The organism is Sagittula sp. MA-2 (assembly GCF_030126985.1).
In the GTDB taxonomy this organism is placed as follows: Bacteria; Pseudomonadota; Alphaproteobacteria; order Rhodobacterales; family Rhodobacteraceae; genus Sagittula.
The window spans coordinates 41,484-55,881 of record NZ_CP126145.1; the positions used below are offsets into that span (position 1 = coordinate 41,484).

15 protein-coding genes are annotated in these 14,398 nt (G+C 64.3%); 8 read left to right on the forward strand and 7 right to left on the reverse strand.

The genetic code is table 11. The features are described 5' to 3' along the window. Window positions 1–3: 3 nt before the first annotated feature. Window positions 4–546, reverse strand: coding sequence for a DUF3859 domain-containing protein (locus QNI11_RS00195; protein WP_157814944.1), 543 nt, complete (start codon window positions 544–546; stop codon window positions 4–6). A 159-nt stretch (window positions 547–705) separates the two neighbouring features. Continuing rightward, entirely contained in the window at window positions 706–2,304 is a 1,599-nt protein-coding gene (locus QNI11_RS00200) for a phosphoenolpyruvate carboxykinase (RefSeq protein WP_100930882.1), read from the reverse strand. Window positions 2,305–2,652: 348 nt separating this feature from the next. On the opposite strand from QNI11_RS00200, the gene QNI11_RS00205 reads away from it, so the two are divergent. From QNI11_RS00205 to QNI11_RS00235, 7 genes are read left to right on the forward strand one after another with little or no spacing between them, the layout of a single operon-like run. Next, a complete protein-coding gene (locus tag QNI11_RS00205) occupies window positions 2,653–3,354 on the forward strand; it encodes a response regulator transcription factor (protein ID WP_100928339.1) in 702 nt (233 codons plus the stop codon). Window positions 3,355–3,357: 3 nt separating this feature from the next. Continuing rightward, the gene (locus QNI11_RS00210; RefSeq protein ID WP_100928338.1) at window positions 3,358–5,076 is read left to right on the forward strand and encodes a sensor histidine kinase; all 1,719 of its coding nucleotides are present in this window, start codon (window positions 3,358–3,360) and stop codon (window positions 5,074–5,076) included. A 1-nt stretch (window position 5,077) separates the two neighbouring features. Then, entirely contained in the window at window positions 5,078–5,494 is a 417-nt protein-coding gene (locus QNI11_RS00215; RefSeq protein ID WP_283981913.1) for an HPr kinase/phosphorylase, read from the forward strand. A 1-nt stretch (window position 5,495) separates the two neighbouring features. After that, complete coding sequence (gene rapZ, locus QNI11_RS00220; RefSeq protein WP_283981914.1) at window positions 5,496–6,428, forward strand: RNase adapter RapZ; 933 nt, start codon at window positions 5,496–5,498, stop codon at window positions 6,426–6,428. Continuing rightward, window positions 6,425–6,823 carry a PTS sugar transporter subunit IIA gene (locus tag QNI11_RS00225; protein ID WP_100928336.1) on the forward strand — a complete coding sequence of 133 codons (399 nt, stop codon included), beginning with the start codon at window positions 6,425–6,427 and terminating at the stop codon, window positions 6,821–6,823. Before rapZ ends, QNI11_RS00225 begins: the two co-directional genes overlap by 4 nt. 42 nt (window positions 6,824–6,865) lie before the next feature. Beyond that, window positions 6,866–7,144, forward strand: coding sequence for an HPr family phosphocarrier protein (locus QNI11_RS00230; protein ID WP_100928335.1), 279 nt, complete (start codon window positions 6,866–6,868; stop codon window positions 7,142–7,144). Window positions 7,145–7,187: 43 nt separating this feature from the next. Next, complete coding sequence (locus QNI11_RS00235; RefSeq protein WP_283981915.1) at window positions 7,188–8,066, forward strand: lysophospholipid acyltransferase family protein; 879 nt, start codon at window positions 7,188–7,190, stop codon at window positions 8,064–8,066. Window positions 8,067–8,069: 3 nt separating this feature from the next. Here the strand turns inward: QNI11_RS00235 and QNI11_RS00240 are convergent, their stop codons facing one another. Next, window positions 8,070–8,945 carry a 3-hydroxybutyryl-CoA dehydrogenase gene (locus QNI11_RS00240; RefSeq protein ID WP_100928333.1) on the reverse strand — a complete coding sequence of 292 codons (876 nt, stop codon included), beginning with the start codon at window positions 8,943–8,945 and terminating at the stop codon, window positions 8,070–8,072. A 156-nt stretch (window positions 8,946–9,101) separates the two neighbouring features. Between QNI11_RS00240 and QNI11_RS00245 the strand changes: the two genes are divergently transcribed. Continuing rightward, on the forward strand, window positions 9,102–9,938 hold the full coding sequence (locus tag QNI11_RS00245; protein WP_283981916.1) for a DUF6473 family protein: 837 nt from the start codon (window positions 9,102–9,104) through the stop codon (window positions 9,936–9,938). Between the two features lie 83 nt (window positions 9,939–10,021). Here the strand turns inward: QNI11_RS00245 and QNI11_RS00250 are convergent, their stop codons facing one another. The 4 genes from QNI11_RS00250 to QNI11_RS00265 all read right to left on the reverse strand — a co-directional run bounded on the left by QNI11_RS00250 (window position 10,022) and on the right by QNI11_RS00265 (window position 14,314). Next, window positions 10,022–10,948 carry an electron transfer flavoprotein subunit alpha/FixB family protein gene (locus QNI11_RS00250; protein WP_100928331.1) on the reverse strand — a complete coding sequence of 309 codons (927 nt, stop codon included), beginning with the start codon at window positions 10,946–10,948 and terminating at the stop codon, window positions 10,022–10,024. Further along, window positions 10,948–11,706: an electron transfer flavoprotein subunit beta/FixA family protein gene (locus QNI11_RS00255; RefSeq protein WP_283981917.1), complete on the reverse strand. Its 759-nt coding sequence runs from the start codon at window positions 11,704–11,706 to the stop codon at window positions 10,948–10,950. The genes QNI11_RS00250 and QNI11_RS00255 overlap by 1 nt, the downstream gene beginning before the upstream one ends. 237 nt (window positions 11,707–11,943) lie before the next feature. Continuing rightward, the gene (locus tag QNI11_RS00260) at window positions 11,944–13,092 is read right to left on the reverse strand and encodes a M48 family metallopeptidase (protein ID WP_283981918.1); all 1,149 of its coding nucleotides are present in this window, start codon (window positions 13,090–13,092) and stop codon (window positions 11,944–11,946) included. A gap of 1 nt (window position 13,093) precedes the next feature. After that, a complete protein-coding gene (locus QNI11_RS00265; RefSeq protein WP_100928328.1) occupies window positions 13,094–14,314 on the reverse strand; it encodes a YjgN family protein in 1,221 nt (406 codons plus the stop codon). Window positions 14,315–14,398 lie beyond the last annotated feature (84 nt).

Consider the following 14,398-nt stretch of genomic DNA (forward strand, 5'->3'; position numbering starts at 1 on the left):
CTCTCAGGACATGATCATCGCGCTGAAGCAGGCTTTCTGCACGGCTGGCACGGTGCCCGGGGGCGTGACGAGGAAATTCTGTTCCAGCAGCACCTCGTCATCCTTCCGAAGCTGGAAGCGCCACGGCCCCTCCACCATTTCGAAGGGTTTTTCGAAGGTGAAGAGGTTCACGGCGGGCTCGCCGGGGTCGAGCGGTGCGAACCAGACCTCGACCTCCTGACCGTTCTCGCCCATGGGCGGATGCTGTACCACGACCTCGAGCAGGAGCGGCTCCGACTCCGGGTCCAGCCATGCACCGATGCCGAAAGAGATGCCCAGTTCCGCCGGAACCATCTGGGTCACCACGTCGACGGTCTGGTGCTGGTCGATAAGGTTGATGATGCCCGAAACCGTGCCCGGCTCTTCGCGGCTGCCGTTCTTTGCCACGTCGCAATGCACACCGAACTGCATGTCGGACAGCGGCGGGCGCACGAAGCCGCCCGTTTCCTGGGCGGAGGCGGCAGCGGACGTCGTCAGGAGGGCGGCGATCAGGCAGGTCCGAAACATGGTCTTCCCTTTCGAGAACCGGTTGCACCTCATGTCTAGCACGGCTCCGAAGGCGGACGCAGGCAGGATTTCCGCACCACGGCAAGAGACCGCCTGAATATGAAAAAGTCCTCCGCGGTCGGGCCGCGAAGGACTGGAATTCATGCGATGCGACACGGGTCAGCCGAGTGCGGCGGCCTTCACGTCGTCGTCGATGTAGGGCACGTACTGGGCGAAGTTCTCGGCGAACATGCCGACCAGCTTTTCGGCCTGCGCGTCGTAGGCTTCCTTGTCGTCCCAGGTCTTGCGCGGATCGAGCAGCATGTCCGGCACGCCTTCCACGTGGGTGGGCACCTCGAAGCCGAAGTTGGGGTCCTTGCGGAACGGCGCGGTGTTCAGCGATCCGTTCAGCGCAGCATGCAGCAGGGCGCGTGTTGCCTTGATCGGCATGCGCGACCCGGTGCCATAGGCGCCGCCGGTCCAGCCGGTGTTCACCAGCCAGCAGGACGAGCCGTGCTTGGCGATCTTCTCGCGCAGGAGGTTGCCGTAAACCTCGGGGCGGCGCGGCATGAAGGGGGCGCCGAAGCAGGTGGAGAAGGTCGGCTCCGGCTCGGTCACACCGCGCTCGGTCCCGGCGACCTTGGCGGTGAAGCCGGACAGGAAGTGGTACATCGCCTGCGCCGGTGTCAGCCGCGCGATCGGGGGCAGCACACCGAATGCGTCGCAGGTCAGCATGATGATGTTCTTCGGGTGGCCGCCAAGCGCCGTTTTCGACGCATTGGAAATGTAGTGCAGCGGGTAGGCGCAGCGCATGTTGGCGGTCAGGCTGTCGTCCTCGAAGTCGAGGTCGAAGGTCTCCGGATCGAAGACCATGTTCTCGATCACCGTGCCGAACTTCTCGGTCGTGGCGTAGATTTCCGGTTCCGCCTCCGGCGAGAGCTTGATGGTCTTGGCATAGCAGCCGCCCTCGAAGTTGAAGGTGCCGCGGTCGGACCAGCCGTGTTCGTCATCGCCGATCAGCACGCGGTCGGGATCGGCGGACAGGGTGGTCTTGCCGGTACCCGACAGGCCGAAGAACACGGCCGTGTCGACCGGATTGTTCGGGGCATGGTTGGCAGAGCAGTGCATGGCCATGATGCCCTTGCCCGGCAGGATGTAGTTCAGCAGGGTGAAGACCGATTTCTTGTTCTCGCCCGCATATTCGGTGTTGCCGATCAGGATCAGCTTCTTGTCGAAGTTCAGCGCGATCACCGTCTCGGTCCGGCAGCCGTGCCTGTCCGGGTCGGCCTTGAAGCTGGGGCAGTTGATGATGGTGAAATCGGCGGTGAAGCTGTCCAGATCCTCGCGGTCCGGGCGGCGCAGCATGTGGCGGATGAACAGCCCGTGCCATGCCAGCTCGGTCACCATGCGGACGTCGATGGCATTGGCCGGATCGGCCCCGCCCACGAGGTCTTGCACGTAGTAGTCGCGACCCTTCATGTGCTCCAGCATGTCGGCGTGCAGCCGGTCGAAGGCCTCGGGCTCCATCGGGGTGTTGTTTTCCCACCAGATCGAGTCCTCGACCGAGGGGGTCTTGACGATGAACTTGTCCTTGGGAGAGCGGCCCGTGTAAGTGCCGGTGGTCACGAGGAAAGAGCCGCCCTTGCCAAGCGTCCCTTCGCCCCGTTTCAGAGCCGCTTCGATCAGCGCGGGCTCCATGAGGTTGTAATAGACATTGCCAAGCCCTTCGATCCCTTGATCTTCAAGCTTGAACTGCGGGTTTACCCGTCCGAATGTCATCAGCATAGCTCCTGTGCAGCGCTGGTCCGAGAAAGAAAATTACGCGACGGTATGCGCCGGTATCCGATCCTTTAGCACGTCGTTTTTCCGGGTGAACAGGACGCATTCGCGCAGTTAGCGATACCACCCGAGGTTTAGCGATACCATGTTCCCCGACGGGCGGATGCCTGCCCGCTTTGTGAAAATCCTATACTTAAGCAGTGGGACATTTTAGCCATTCCGTTGTCAAATTCGGGTCCCCTTGAAACAGGCGCGGAGTCCGATTCGCAGTTAAGGATTGCCGCAGGGCGAAAAATCGCTGATAGTTTGGGAAAAATTACAAAAACAGAGCAGTACAAGGACAATACCATGTCGAAAATCGCCCTCGTGGACGATGACAGGAACATCCTGACATCGGTATCGATGACTCTGGAGGCAGAGGGATTCGAAGTCGAGACCTACAATGACGGACAGGCCGCACTGGACGCCTTCACCAAGAAGATGCCCGACATGGCCGTGTTCGACATCAAGATGCCGCGCATGGATGGGATGGACCTGCTCCAGCGCGTCCGCCAGAAATCCAAGATGCCGGTCATCTTCCTGACCTCCAAGGACGACGAGATCGACGAAGTGCTCGGCCTGCGCATGGGCGCCGACGACTACGTGAAGAAGCCGTTCTCGCAGCGCCTTCTGGTCGAACGCATCCGCGCGCTTCTCCGTCGTCAGGAAGCGGTGGCCGGCGATGTCGTCGGCGAGACCGAAGAGACCAAGCTGATGACCCGCGGGTCGCTGACCATGGATCCGCTGCGGCATGCCGTTACGTGGAAGGGCCTCGACGTCTCGCTGACCGTGACCGAGTTCCTGCTGCTGCAGGCGCTGGCGCAGCGCCCGGGCTTCGTGAAGTCGCGCGATCAGCTGATGGACGTGGCCTACGACGATCAGGTCTACGTGGACGACCGCACCATCGACAGCCATATCAAGCGGCTGCGCAAGAAGATGCGCTCTGTCGATCCGGAGTTCTCCGCCATCGAAACGCTCTACGGTATCGGCTATCGTTACAACGAAGAGTGATGAATGGCCTTGGCCGAGCGGATCCCGATGGGTAAGGACGACGATGAAAATCGTCGCGACGCCGATGTTGTGCTGGGCGACGATTGGGTCGCCCCGGACAGCACGGTGGAAAAGGAGATGCGTGCGACGCGTGCGCAGCGCGGCCTTTTCACGCTCAACCGCTCGCCGCTGACGCGCAAGATCATCACGTTCAACCTGATTGCGTTGAACGTGCTGGTTGCAGGTGTTCTCTGGCTGAACTCCTCACGCGATACGCTGGCCGTCCAGCGTATCAATGCGCTACAGTCCGAAGTCGAGTTGCTGGCCGATGTCTTCGAAAGCCAGCTTCAGCCGGGGGCGGCGCCGCTCGGGTCTGCCGAGGGCATCGACGTGGCCGCGACCCTGCAGGGCATCGACCTGCGGGAAGGCACGCAGGTCATGGTCTTCGACAGCGCGACCTTCCTCGTCGGCGAGACAGAGGGCAAGATGGCCGCCGCGATCCCCCTCCGCACGGAGGAGGAGAAGCCGACGGTCATTTCCGATTTCCTGAACGCCGCGTGGCAAGGGGTTGCCGGGCTGTTCACCTATTTTTCGGACGAGCCGGACCTGGTGCTCGAGGACCGGCTGCGCCGCGCGATCGAGGCGGGCGATCCCACGACCACCCGTGTCGTCCAGGGCGGCGGCAGCGCCGATACCATGTTCTATGCCTTCTCGCCGATCCGGCTGGGCAACGCGATCCAGGGCACCGTCGCCATGGTCGCGCCCGCAGCAGAGATCGACGCCGCAGTCCGTTCCGAACGTGAGCGGGTGCTGCAGATGTTCATCATCGCCACGCTGGTCAGCATCGGCCTGTCGCTGGTTCTGGCCTCGACCATCGCCAACCCGATCTCGGACCTTGCCGACGCGGCAGAGATCGGCCGCGACCGCAACCGCAAGCACCGCACCACGGGCCGCATCCGCATCCCCGACCTGACCGCCCGCCCGGACGAGATCGGTCGCCTGTCGGGTGCGTTGCGCGGCATGGTCAGCGCACTCTACGACCGCATCGATTCCAACGAACAGTTCGCGGCCGACGTCGCGCACGAGATCAAAAACCCGCTGGCCTCGCTGCGCTCTGCCGTCGGCAGCCTGCGCATGGTCAAGAAGGACGAGCACCGGCACAAGCTCCTCGACGTGATCGAACACGACGTCCGCCGCCTCGACCGCCTGGTGAGCGACATCTCCAACGCCTCCCGCCTCGATTCCGAGCTGGTGAAGGAGGAGGAGCAGGAATTCGACCTCCTGAAGATGATCGGCAACCTGGCGGAGTTCCTCGGGGAGGATGCCCGCGCGAAGGGGATCGAGTTCATCTCGGACCTGCCGAAGCGCCCGATCATGATCGGCGGGCTGGAGGCGCGGCTGGCGCAGGTCTTCGTCAACCTGATCACCAACGCCATTTCCTTCTGCGAGGATGGCGACGCGATCCGTGTCTGGGCCCGGCGGCGCGACAACCGCGTGCTCGTCGTGGTCGAGGACACGGGCCCCGGTATCCCCGAAGAGGCGCTTCAGAAGATCTTCAAGCGGTTCTACACGTCGCGTCCGCAGTCGGACTTCGGCAACAACTCCGGCCTCGGCCTTGCGATCTCAAAGCAGATCGTCGAGGCGCACGGCGGCGTTATCTGGGCGGAGAACATCAGGCCGACAGAAGCCGACGCGACCTCCGAACCCTTGGGCGCGCGCTTCGTCGTGGGCCTGCCGATCTGAGATGTCGGAAACCCTGGTCCACGCATCCTCGGTTGCTGTGGCTGGCCGGGGACTGCTGATCCGCGGGCGATCCGGCACCGGGAAATCCGCATTGGCGCTTGAACTGTTGGCGCTGGGGGCCACGCTGGTCGCTGATGATCGTACGCTGGTTTCGCTGTGCGACGGCAGGCTGTGGCTGGACGTCCCGGAAACGATCCGGGGCATGATCGAGGCGCGCGGGCTGGGCATTCTGAACGCGCAAAGCGCGCCGGCCCCGCTGGCCGCCATCGTCGATCTCGATTCCGAAGAAACGGAGCGGCTCCCGCCTATACGAAAGAGCACGTTGCTTGGTATGGATGTGCCGTTGCTTCACAAAACCGCGCGCCCCTATTTTCCCGCCGCACTGGTACAGTATCTAAAGGCGGGAAGAAGAGAGTGAGATGGGCCAACCTGGTCGAGAAACCGCAAGAATAGTTCTGGTCACCGGCCCTTCGGGCGCCGGGCGGGCCACCGCGATCAATGTGCTGGAAGACTGCGGGTTCGAGTCGATCGACAACATCCCGCTGAGCTTCATCCCGCGCCTGTTCGACGGCGACGCGCCGCTTGTCCGGCCGCTTGCGCTGGGAATCGACGTGCGCAACCGGGATTTCTCGGTCGAGCGGCTGGTGGAGTTGCGGGACAGCCTGAACAAGCCCGGTATCGATGCCGACCTGCTGTACCTCGACTGCTCGGCCGAGGTGCTGATGCGGCGGTATTCGGAGACGCGGCGCCGTCATCCCATGGCGCCCGACGAAAGCCCCTCTGAAGGCATCGCGCGCGAAAAGACCCTGATGGAGGACCTGCGCGCCCGCGCCGACATCCTGATCGACACCTCGGAGCTGACGGTACACGACCTGCGCGCCGAGATGGAGGGCTGGTTCGGCAACGTCACGGGGCAGGGCATGGCCGTGTCGGTCCAGAGTTTCAGCTACAAGCGCGGGCTTCCGCAGGGACTGGACGTGGTGCTCGACTGCCGGTTCCTGAGGAACCCGCACTGGGAGCCCGAGCTGCGCCCCCACACCGGGCTCGACCCGCAGGTGGCCGCCTATGTGCAGGCCGATCCGCGCCATGGGCCGTTCCTCGAAAAGATCGAGGACCTGATCCTGATGATGCTTCCCGCCTGCGTCGAGGAAGGGAAGGCGCACTTTGCCATCGGCTTTGGCTGCACCGGGGGCAAACACCGGTCTGTCGCCGTGACGGAAAGCGTTTCGGCGGCACTTGCGCGCGAAGGCTGGCACGTGTCTATTCGCCATCGTGAATTGGAACGCCGCAGCGCAGCACCCTCGTCGGCGCAGGGGCTGGGAGCTGTTCCGAACGGAAGGAAAGCCGGGTGATCGGAATCGTGATCGTCGCGCATGGTGGGCTGGCGAGGGAGTACCTCGCTGCCGTGGAGCATGTCGTGGGCAAACAACCCGGGATGACGGCCATTTCCATCGAGGCGGATTGCGACCGATCTTCGAAGCAGGCCGAGATCTGCGATGCTGCCGACGCCGTGGATCACGGTCAGGGCGTAGTGGTGGTGACCGACATGTTCGGCGGCTCGCCCTCCAACCTGTCGCTGAACGCCTGTCGCCCCGACGACCGGCGCATCCTTTACGGCGCCAACCTTCCCATGTTGATCAAGCTGGCGAAAAGCCGCCAGTTGCCTGTCGGCGATGCGGTTCGCAGCGCGCTCGAGGCCGGGCGCAAGTATATAGACACCCAGAACGTTCCGTCCGAGCCCACCTGACGGGCTCCTGTAGATTTTCCCGACGACCGAAAGATTGCTGCAATGACCCAATCCGTGAACCGGACCCTCAAGATCATCAACGAGAAGGGTCTGCACGCCCGTGCTTCCGCGAAACTGGTCGAGGTCGTCGAGGGGTTCGATGCGCGCGCAGAGGTCTCCCGCGACGGGATGTCGGCCAGCGGCGACAGCATCATGGGGCTTTTGATGTTGGCAGCGGCCAAGGGAACGACTATTGAGGTTCAGACCTCTGGCCCGGATGCGGAGGCTCTGGCCAACGCCGTGGAAGCCCTCGTGGCCGATCGGTTCGGGGAAAGCTGCTGATCCGGGCGGCCGGTGCGGAACAGGTACGGGACAGTGAAGGCGCATGGTTGAAAGCACCCAGGCGACAGACGCAGGCGTCAGGCCGGTGACCTCGGAGTCCGCACCCTACGACAAGCGCAAGGTCAGCTACGCCAACACCTTCACCAATCCGTGGAAGGCCAACACCATCCGCGCGATGGAGTGGGCGACCGGCAAGATCCCCCTGCTGCGCATGGTTCGCCGCTTTGAGCGGATCGGTTCTGTCGAGGGGCAGGCCTTCTGGGCACAGGCGCTTGGCGTGATGGGCATCGACCTTCTGACCCCGATGGAGCAGATCGCCAACATCCCCAAGGACGGTCCTGTGATCGTGGTGGCCAACCACCCGCACGGGCTGGTCGACGGGATGGTGCTGGCGCATCTGATCGGGCAGATCCGCACCGACTACAAGATCCTCACCCGCTCGCTGCTGACCGGCGTGAAGGAGGTCGATCAGTTCATGATCCCCGTGCCCTTCCCGCACGAGGTCGACGCCCGCGAACAAAGCCTCGAGATGCGCGCCCGCGCGATGGACCACCTAAAGCAGGGCGGCGTAATAGCGCTGTTCCCCTCGGGCGTGGTCGCCTCGTCCGAGACGTGGTGGGGCCCGGCGGTGGAACAGGTGTGGAACCCGTTCACGGCGAAAATGGTGCAGCGGTCCGGTGCGACCGTGGTGCCGATCTACTTCCCCGGACAGAACTCCCGCGTCTACCAGATGGCGAACCAGGTCTCGGCCACGATCCGGCAGGGCCTGCTGATCCACGAAGTCGTGCACGCCTGCCGACGCCCGCAGAAGCCCGTGGTCGGCCCGGCCATCACCCCCGAAGTGGTGAAGGCCTTCACCGGCGGTCAGCGCGAGTTCGTCGGCTGGCTGCGCGAGAAGACGCTGGCGCTGCGCGAGGACTGAGCCTCAGCGCGTCGGGACAGGCGTCTCCCCCCGGTAATCGTAGAACCCGCGCTTGGTCTTGCGGCCAAGCCAGCCGGCCTCGACGTATTTCGTCATCAGCGGGCAAGGGCGGTACTTGGTGTCGGCCAGCCCGTCGTGCAGGACGTTCATGATCGCAAGGCAGGTGTCCAGTCCGATGAAATCCGCCAGCTCCAGCGGCCCCATGGGATGGTTCGCACCCAGCTTCATCGCGGTGTCGATGGAGGCGACGTTGCCGACCCCTTCGTACAGCGTATAGCAGGCCTCGTTGATCATCGGGATCAGGATGCGGTTCACGATGAAGGCCGGGAAGTCCTCCGCCGAAGCGGCGGTCTTTCCCAGCTTTTCCACCACGGCCAGGCACGACGCATAGGTGTCCTGATCGGTGGCGATGCCGCGGATCAGCTCGACCAGTTGCATCACCGGCACCGGGTTCATGAAGTGGAACCCCATGAACTTCTCGGGCCGGTCGGTGCGGCTGGCAAGGCGCGTGATGGAAATCGACGAGGTGTTCGACGTCAGGATCGTGTTCGGGCGGAGCGACGGCAGGATCGCCTCGAAGATCTTGTGCTTGACGTCTTCCTTCTCGGTCGCGGCCTCGATCACGAGGTCGGTGTCCGCGACCTCGGCGATCTCCATCGTGGTGGAGATGCGCGCCAGCGCGGTGTCGCGTTCCTCCTGGCTGATCTTCTCGCGGCTGACCTGGCGGTCGAGGTTCTTGCCGATCAGGGCCACGGCCTTGTCCAGCGCGTCCTGACGCACGTCGTTGAGCCGGACGTCATAGCCCGCAAGGGCCATCACATGGGCGATTCCGTTGCCCATCTGCCCCGCACCCACGACACCGACCGACTTGATTTCCATTGTGCGTCTCCATTCTGGCCCGGGGCGACTGTAGGGCGCGGGGACGACCAACCGCAAGGGCTGCCCCGCACCGGGGCCGGAGGCATTTTAACATTAGCGAAATGGCAAACCCTTTGAGCGATTCTCCTCGCCGGGTGAATGAAAAAGGGTGGTGAGATGTCCGTACATGGTGGGGGCCATGGTTCCCTGGAGTATTATCCGTGCCGATACGGCAATTCGCGCGTGATGTTCCGTGGTCCGCGCAGGGACCTTCAGGGACAGTACATCGCGTTCCTTGGCTCGACGGAGACATACGGCCGCTTCGTGGAGGCACCGTTTCCCCTCCTGCTGGAGGAGCGGCTGGGCGCCACATGCATCAACTTCGGCGTGGTGAATGCCGGTGTCGATCTCTATCTCAACGATCCGCCGGTCCTCGACCTTGTGATGCAGGCCAGCGCCAAGGTCGTGCAGGTGATGGGCGCACAGAACATGTCGAACCGGTACTACTCGGTGCACCCCCGTCGCAACGACCGGTTCCTGCGCGCCTCGGAACGGCTCGAGTCGCTCTTCCCGGAGGTCGACTTCACCGAATTCCATTTCGTGCGCCACATGCTGGGCCGGCTGAAGGAGGCCTCGGAAGAGCGGTTCGCGACGGTCGTGACGGAGCTGCGGCAGGCGTGGATCGCCCGGATGAAGAATATGCTGACGCAGATAAGGGGCCAGGTGGTGCTGCTCTGGTTCGCCGACCGTCCGGTGCCCGACGACGAGACGCCGCTTCTGGACCGCGACCCGCTGTTCATCACCCGCCAGATGATCGAAGTCCTGCGCCCGCGCGTCTCTCACGTCGTCGAGGTCAGCGCCTCCGCGGCGGCCCGGCGGGAAGGGACCGCCGGGATGGTGTTCTCGGATTTCGAATCCTGCGCCGCGGCAGAGCTTCAGGGGCCGATAGCCCACGCCGAAGCCACCGACGCCCTGGAGACGGTGCTGCGACCCATGATCGGCCTCTCGGGGTGAAGCCCGCGCCGAAAAAGGAAAGGCCCCGCTGGCGATGCAGCGGGGCCTTGAAGCGCCAAGCAAGCGGGGCAGTGCCCCTTCGCTTACAGCTTTTCAGTGAGTTCCGGGACAGCTTCGAAGAGGTCCGCGACGAGGCCGTAGTCGGCGACCTGGAAGATCGGCGCCTCTTCGTCCTTGTTGATCGCCACGATCACCTTCGAGTCCTTCATGCCGGCGAGATGCTGGATCGCGCCGGAGATGCCCACGGCTACGTAGAGGTTCGGCGCCACGACCTTGCCGGTCTGGCCGACCTGCCAGTCGTTCGGGGCAAAGCCGGAGTCGACCGCTGCACGCGACGCGCCCACGGCTGCGCCCAGCTTGTCCGCCAGTTTCTCGATCAGCTCGAAGTTCTCTTCAGAGCCCACGCCGCGGCCGCCGGAGACGACGATGCCCGCCGAGGTCAGCTCGGGACGGTCGCTTTCGGCGACCTTGTCCTCGACCCATTCGGAGACGCCCGGGTTCTCGCCTGCGCCGATGGCTTCGACCGAAGCCGAGCCGCCGGTCGGCGCCGCGTCGAAGGTCGAGGTCCGGAAGGTGATGACCTTCGTCGCGTCCTTCGACTTCACCGTCTGGATCGCGTTGCCCGCGTAGATCGGGCGCTCGAAGGTGTCGGCGTCCACGACGCCGGTCACGTCGGTCAGGATCATCACGTCCAGCGCCGCGGCGACGCGCGGCAGGATGTTCTTTGCGTCCGTGGTCGACGGCGCCACGACGTGGCTGTAGTCGCCCGCCAGCGAGGTGATCAGCGCCGCGACCGGCTCTGCAAGGCGGTGGCCATAGATCGCGTCCTCGGCGACCAGCACCTTCGACACGCCCTCGATGGTGGCGGCCTCGTCGGCGGCGGCCTTGGCAGAGGCGCCACAGGCCAGAACGGTCACGTCACCCAGCGCCTTCGCGGCGGTCACCGCCTTGGCGGTTGCGTCCATCGACAGGGCGCCATCGGTAATCTCGGCAATCAGCAGAACGGCCATCACACGATCCCCTTCTCTTTGAGCTTCGCCACCAGTTCGTCGACCGAACCGACCATCTCGCCGGCCTGACGGGCCTCGGGCTCGGTGGTCTTCACGATCTCCAGCCGCGGCGCCACGTCGACGCCGAGATCGGCGGCGGTCTTCTCGTCCAGCGGCTTCTTCTTCGCCTTCATGATGTTCGGCAGCGAGGCATAGCGCGGCTCGTTCAGGCGCAGGTCGGTGGAGATGATGGTCGGCATCTTCACCTTGATGGTCTGCAGGCCGCCGTCGACCTCGCGGGTGACCACGGCATGATCGCCGTCGACGTCCACGGTGTTGGCGTACATCGCCTGGCTCCAGCCCAGCAGGGCGGACAGCATCTGGCCAGTGGCGCCGAGGTCGTTGTCGATCGCCTGCTTGCCGCAGAGCACGAGGCCCGGCTGCTCGTCCTCGACGATCTTCGCGAGGATCTTGGCGACGGCGAGCGGCTCGATGTCGGTGTGCACGTCATCGGCGGCCACCACGAGGATCGCCCGGTCGGCACCCATGGCCAGCGCGGTCCGCAGCGTCTCTTGCGCCTGCTTCACGCCGATCGAAACGGCGATGACTTCGTCGGCCTTCCCGGCCTCCTTCAGGCGGATCGCCTCTTCGACGGCAATCTCGTCGAAGGGGTTCATCGACATCTTCACGTTCGCCAGATCGACACCCGATCCATCCGCTTTCACGCGGACCTTCACGTTGTAGTCGATCACGCGCTTGACCGGTACGAGTACCTTCATAAGCGTGTCTCTCCTCAATTCGGCGGGGCGCTCCCCGCAAGATTCCTCTCGCACACACGTAACGCGGCATTTACCGGGGAAACAGGGCAAAATCGTCACGTCGCGGTCATTCTACGTCGCGTTTCACGGCGCGCAGGGGTGCGATGCCAATAACGGTCGGGCACGAACATTTCAATAGCGCCGCAGAAATCATAATGAAATTGCGCTGCGGCGGCACTGTGTGCCGTTCGACACCCATCAGTCGTCGTCGTGATCGCCCACGCTGTCGCAAATTCCCTGCAGGTCGGACCACTCGGCGTCCGTGAGGATCGGGGTGGTGTCCGCTTGTTCCCCCGCAAAGTCACGGGCTTGCATTGCGCGTTCTTCGGTCACCGGGTGGCTGGACAGGTAGGCGGGCAGGGCAAAGCCCTCCAGCTCGGCGATGCGGTCGAAGAAGCCCGCGAACCCCTCGGCGCTGACACCCGCATTCGCCAGCATGTCCAGCGCGAAATCGTCGGCCTTGCCCTCCGCGTCACGGGTGTAGGAGGCAGAGATCATGTGTTCGCCCACGATGGCGATGGCCGCGCCGCCGGTGAAGTCGCCGAGGATCATGGTCAGCAACCCGGCAGAGCCCGCCGCGCGCAGCGCCTCTCGGGTGGTGTCCCGGTTTTCCACGTGCGCCAGTTCGTGGGCCAGCACGCCGGCGACCTCGTCGGGGTGCTCCGCCTTGTCCAGCAGGCCGCGCACCAGCACCACCTGCCCGCCGGGCGCGGCGAAGGCGTTGATCATCGGGTGGTCGAACACCATCAGGTTGATGTCGTACTTCATGTCCTGACCCTCGGTCAGGCGGGTCAGCATCTTCTGGAGGGCGGCCTGGCCTCGGGGATCGCTGCACCGCAGGTCGGGCACGCGGGCGCGGCCCAGTGCGCGCTCCATCTGCCGGGTCACGGTCTTGCCGAAGGCGACCTCGCGCTCCACCGGGATCACCCGGGCCAGCGTTCCGGCCAGCGCGGGCAGGATGACGAACAGCATCAGTCCCGCCGCCACCACGGCGCCGATGGCATAGGTGGCAAGCTTGCGCACAGATCCCGGGTGGACCTCTGCCTTGAACAGGCTGGGGCGGGTCTTGTGCAGCCAGGCGATCAGGTCGGGGTCGAGGATCACCAGCCGGGCGATGTCGCGCGGCATCTCGTCATCGGACGTGGTGTGCCGGGTGACGGTCAGCCGCGCCTTGTCGGAGGTGTCGGATAGCGCCCGCAGGTCCATCAGCCGCCAGCGCAGCGGCTCCGCGAGGCTGTCGCCGGTGATGACCAATGCCTGCCGGTCGTCGGAGAGGGCGACCTGCACATGGTGCCGTGCCGCCGTCTGCCCGTCGAAGAACTGTGCCGCGGTGCCCTCCGGTGCCATCTCAGATCGCGCCGCCGATATCGAGCGCGTCGGCAAAGCCGTCCGCGTCGACACCGGTTTCCGCCTCGCGCTGGTGGACGCGGTCGAGCGCCTCGGGGTTCTCCACGCGGATCGTCTCGATGTAGTGGGCAAGGATCGGCTGGGTGATGAGGATCAGGCTCAGCGCCTGCGTGACGACCAGCGCCACGAGGTAGCCGATCCCCATGATGATCGCAAAGGCGACGATCCCGCCGACGGAGCCGTCCTCGGCCAGCATGATCATCGGCATCGCGACCACGCCTACTGCGCCGAAGGCGACAGAGGCCAGAAGGCTCAGGAGCAGGCCGCCGATGATGTAGGTCTTGATGACGAAGCCGGTCTTGGGTTCGGCGACGAAGCGGACGGTGCCGCCCAGGACCTTGTGGCTCATCAGGTAGCCGAAGGAGCGAACGCTGTAATAGACCGCGCCGATCATGAACCAGATGTATCCGACGAAGATGCCGATGCCGCCGATGACCGCCAGTCCGACCATCTCGTTGATGCCGCCAATTGCGATGAGGGTGCCGCAGACAATGAAGATCCCGAGCGCGATGAACAGGTGTTTCATCGCCGGGTAGAGCTTTGTCCACGCGCCTTCCTGGATCAGCCGGGTGGAGCCGTAGAAGCTCCGGTCGGCCATGTATTTCTCGAGCTTGAAAGTCGACAGCGGCATGAGCACACCAAGCGTCACGACGGTCAGGAACCCGTAGCCGAGCGCGCGGACCACGTAGCCCCATGCGCCCTTCTCCATGCCCAGCCTGATGCCCCGGAACCGCGTGCGCGCCATCTTGTAGCGCCGTGCCCGGTAGATCGCGAAGAGGATGAACGGCAGCACAGCGAAGAGCGAGATGTAGATCGCGACCGCCTGACCGATCACCGCCTCGGGGCCGGCGGTCTCCGGATCGACCATGATGTTCAGGCCGAAGTAGAACAGGATCATCTGGAGGATGCCGAGGTAGACAGCGAGAAACACGATGGCGACGAGGAAGCCCAGGAACTTCTCCATCCCGGTGCCGGTGTATTCGAAGGTGTCGCCGTCGGCGCTGACCGAGGACCAAATGTACTTGCGGATGCGCGTCTTCTGCCAGAAGCGGTAGATGCCGAGGGTGACGACGGTCAGCAGCCCGGTCTTGAACGCCAGCTTGAACAGCGGACCTTTTTCGCCGGAGTAGGACAATTGCATGGTGGCGGGTTCTGGCTGCATCGAAATACCTTTGACACTCAATCTGCTTGAATCTTAAGCGACCTGTATGCCGAGTAAAGTAGCGAATTCAATGCCTCGCCAGTG

Excerpts from the sequence above, each read along its gene's own strand:
- QNI11_RS00195 (WP_157814944.1), bottom strand. The coding sequence starts at position 546 with ATGTTTCGGACCTGCCTGATCGCCGCCCTCCTGACGACGTCCGCTGCC.
- QNI11_RS00200 (WP_100930882.1), bottom strand. The coding sequence starts at position 2,304 with ATGACATTCGGACGGGTAAACCCGCAGTTCAAGCTTGAAGATCAAGGG.
- QNI11_RS00205 (WP_100928339.1), top strand. The coding sequence starts at position 2,653 with ATGTCGAAAATCGCCCTCGTGGACGATGACAGGAACATCCTGACATCG.
- QNI11_RS00210 (WP_100928338.1), top strand. The coding sequence starts at position 3,358 with ATGGCCTTGGCCGAGCGGATCCCGATGGGTAAGGACGACGATGAAAAT.
- QNI11_RS00215 (WP_283981913.1), top strand. The coding sequence starts at position 5,078 with ATGTCGGAAACCCTGGTCCACGCATCCTCGGTTGCTGTGGCTGGCCGG.
- rapZ (WP_283981914.1), top strand. The coding sequence starts at position 5,496 with ATGGGCCAACCTGGTCGAGAAACCGCAAGAATAGTTCTGGTCACCGGC.
- QNI11_RS00230 (WP_100928335.1), top strand. The coding sequence starts at position 6,866 with ATGACCCAATCCGTGAACCGGACCCTCAAGATCATCAACGAGAAGGGT.
- QNI11_RS00235 (WP_283981915.1), top strand. The coding sequence starts at position 7,188 with ATGGTTGAAAGCACCCAGGCGACAGACGCAGGCGTCAGGCCGGTGACC.
- QNI11_RS00240 (WP_100928333.1), bottom strand. The coding sequence starts at position 8,945 with ATGGAAATCAAGTCGGTCGGTGTCGTGGGTGCGGGGCAGATGGGCAAC.
- QNI11_RS00245 (WP_283981916.1), top strand. The coding sequence starts at position 9,102 with ATGTCCGTACATGGTGGGGGCCATGGTTCCCTGGAGTATTATCCGTGC.
- QNI11_RS00250 (WP_100928331.1), bottom strand. The coding sequence starts at position 10,948 with ATGGCCGTTCTGCTGATTGCCGAGATTACCGATGGCGCCCTGTCGATG.
- QNI11_RS00255 (WP_283981917.1), bottom strand. The coding sequence starts at position 11,706 with ATGAAGGTACTCGTACCGGTCAAGCGCGTGATCGACTACAACGTGAAG.
- QNI11_RS00260 (WP_283981918.1), bottom strand. The coding sequence starts at position 13,092 with ATGGCACCGGAGGGCACCGCGGCACAGTTCTTCGACGGGCAGACGGCG.
- QNI11_RS00265 (WP_100928328.1), bottom strand. The coding sequence starts at position 14,314 with ATGCAGCCAGAACCCGCCACCATGCAATTGTCCTACTCCGGCGAAAAA.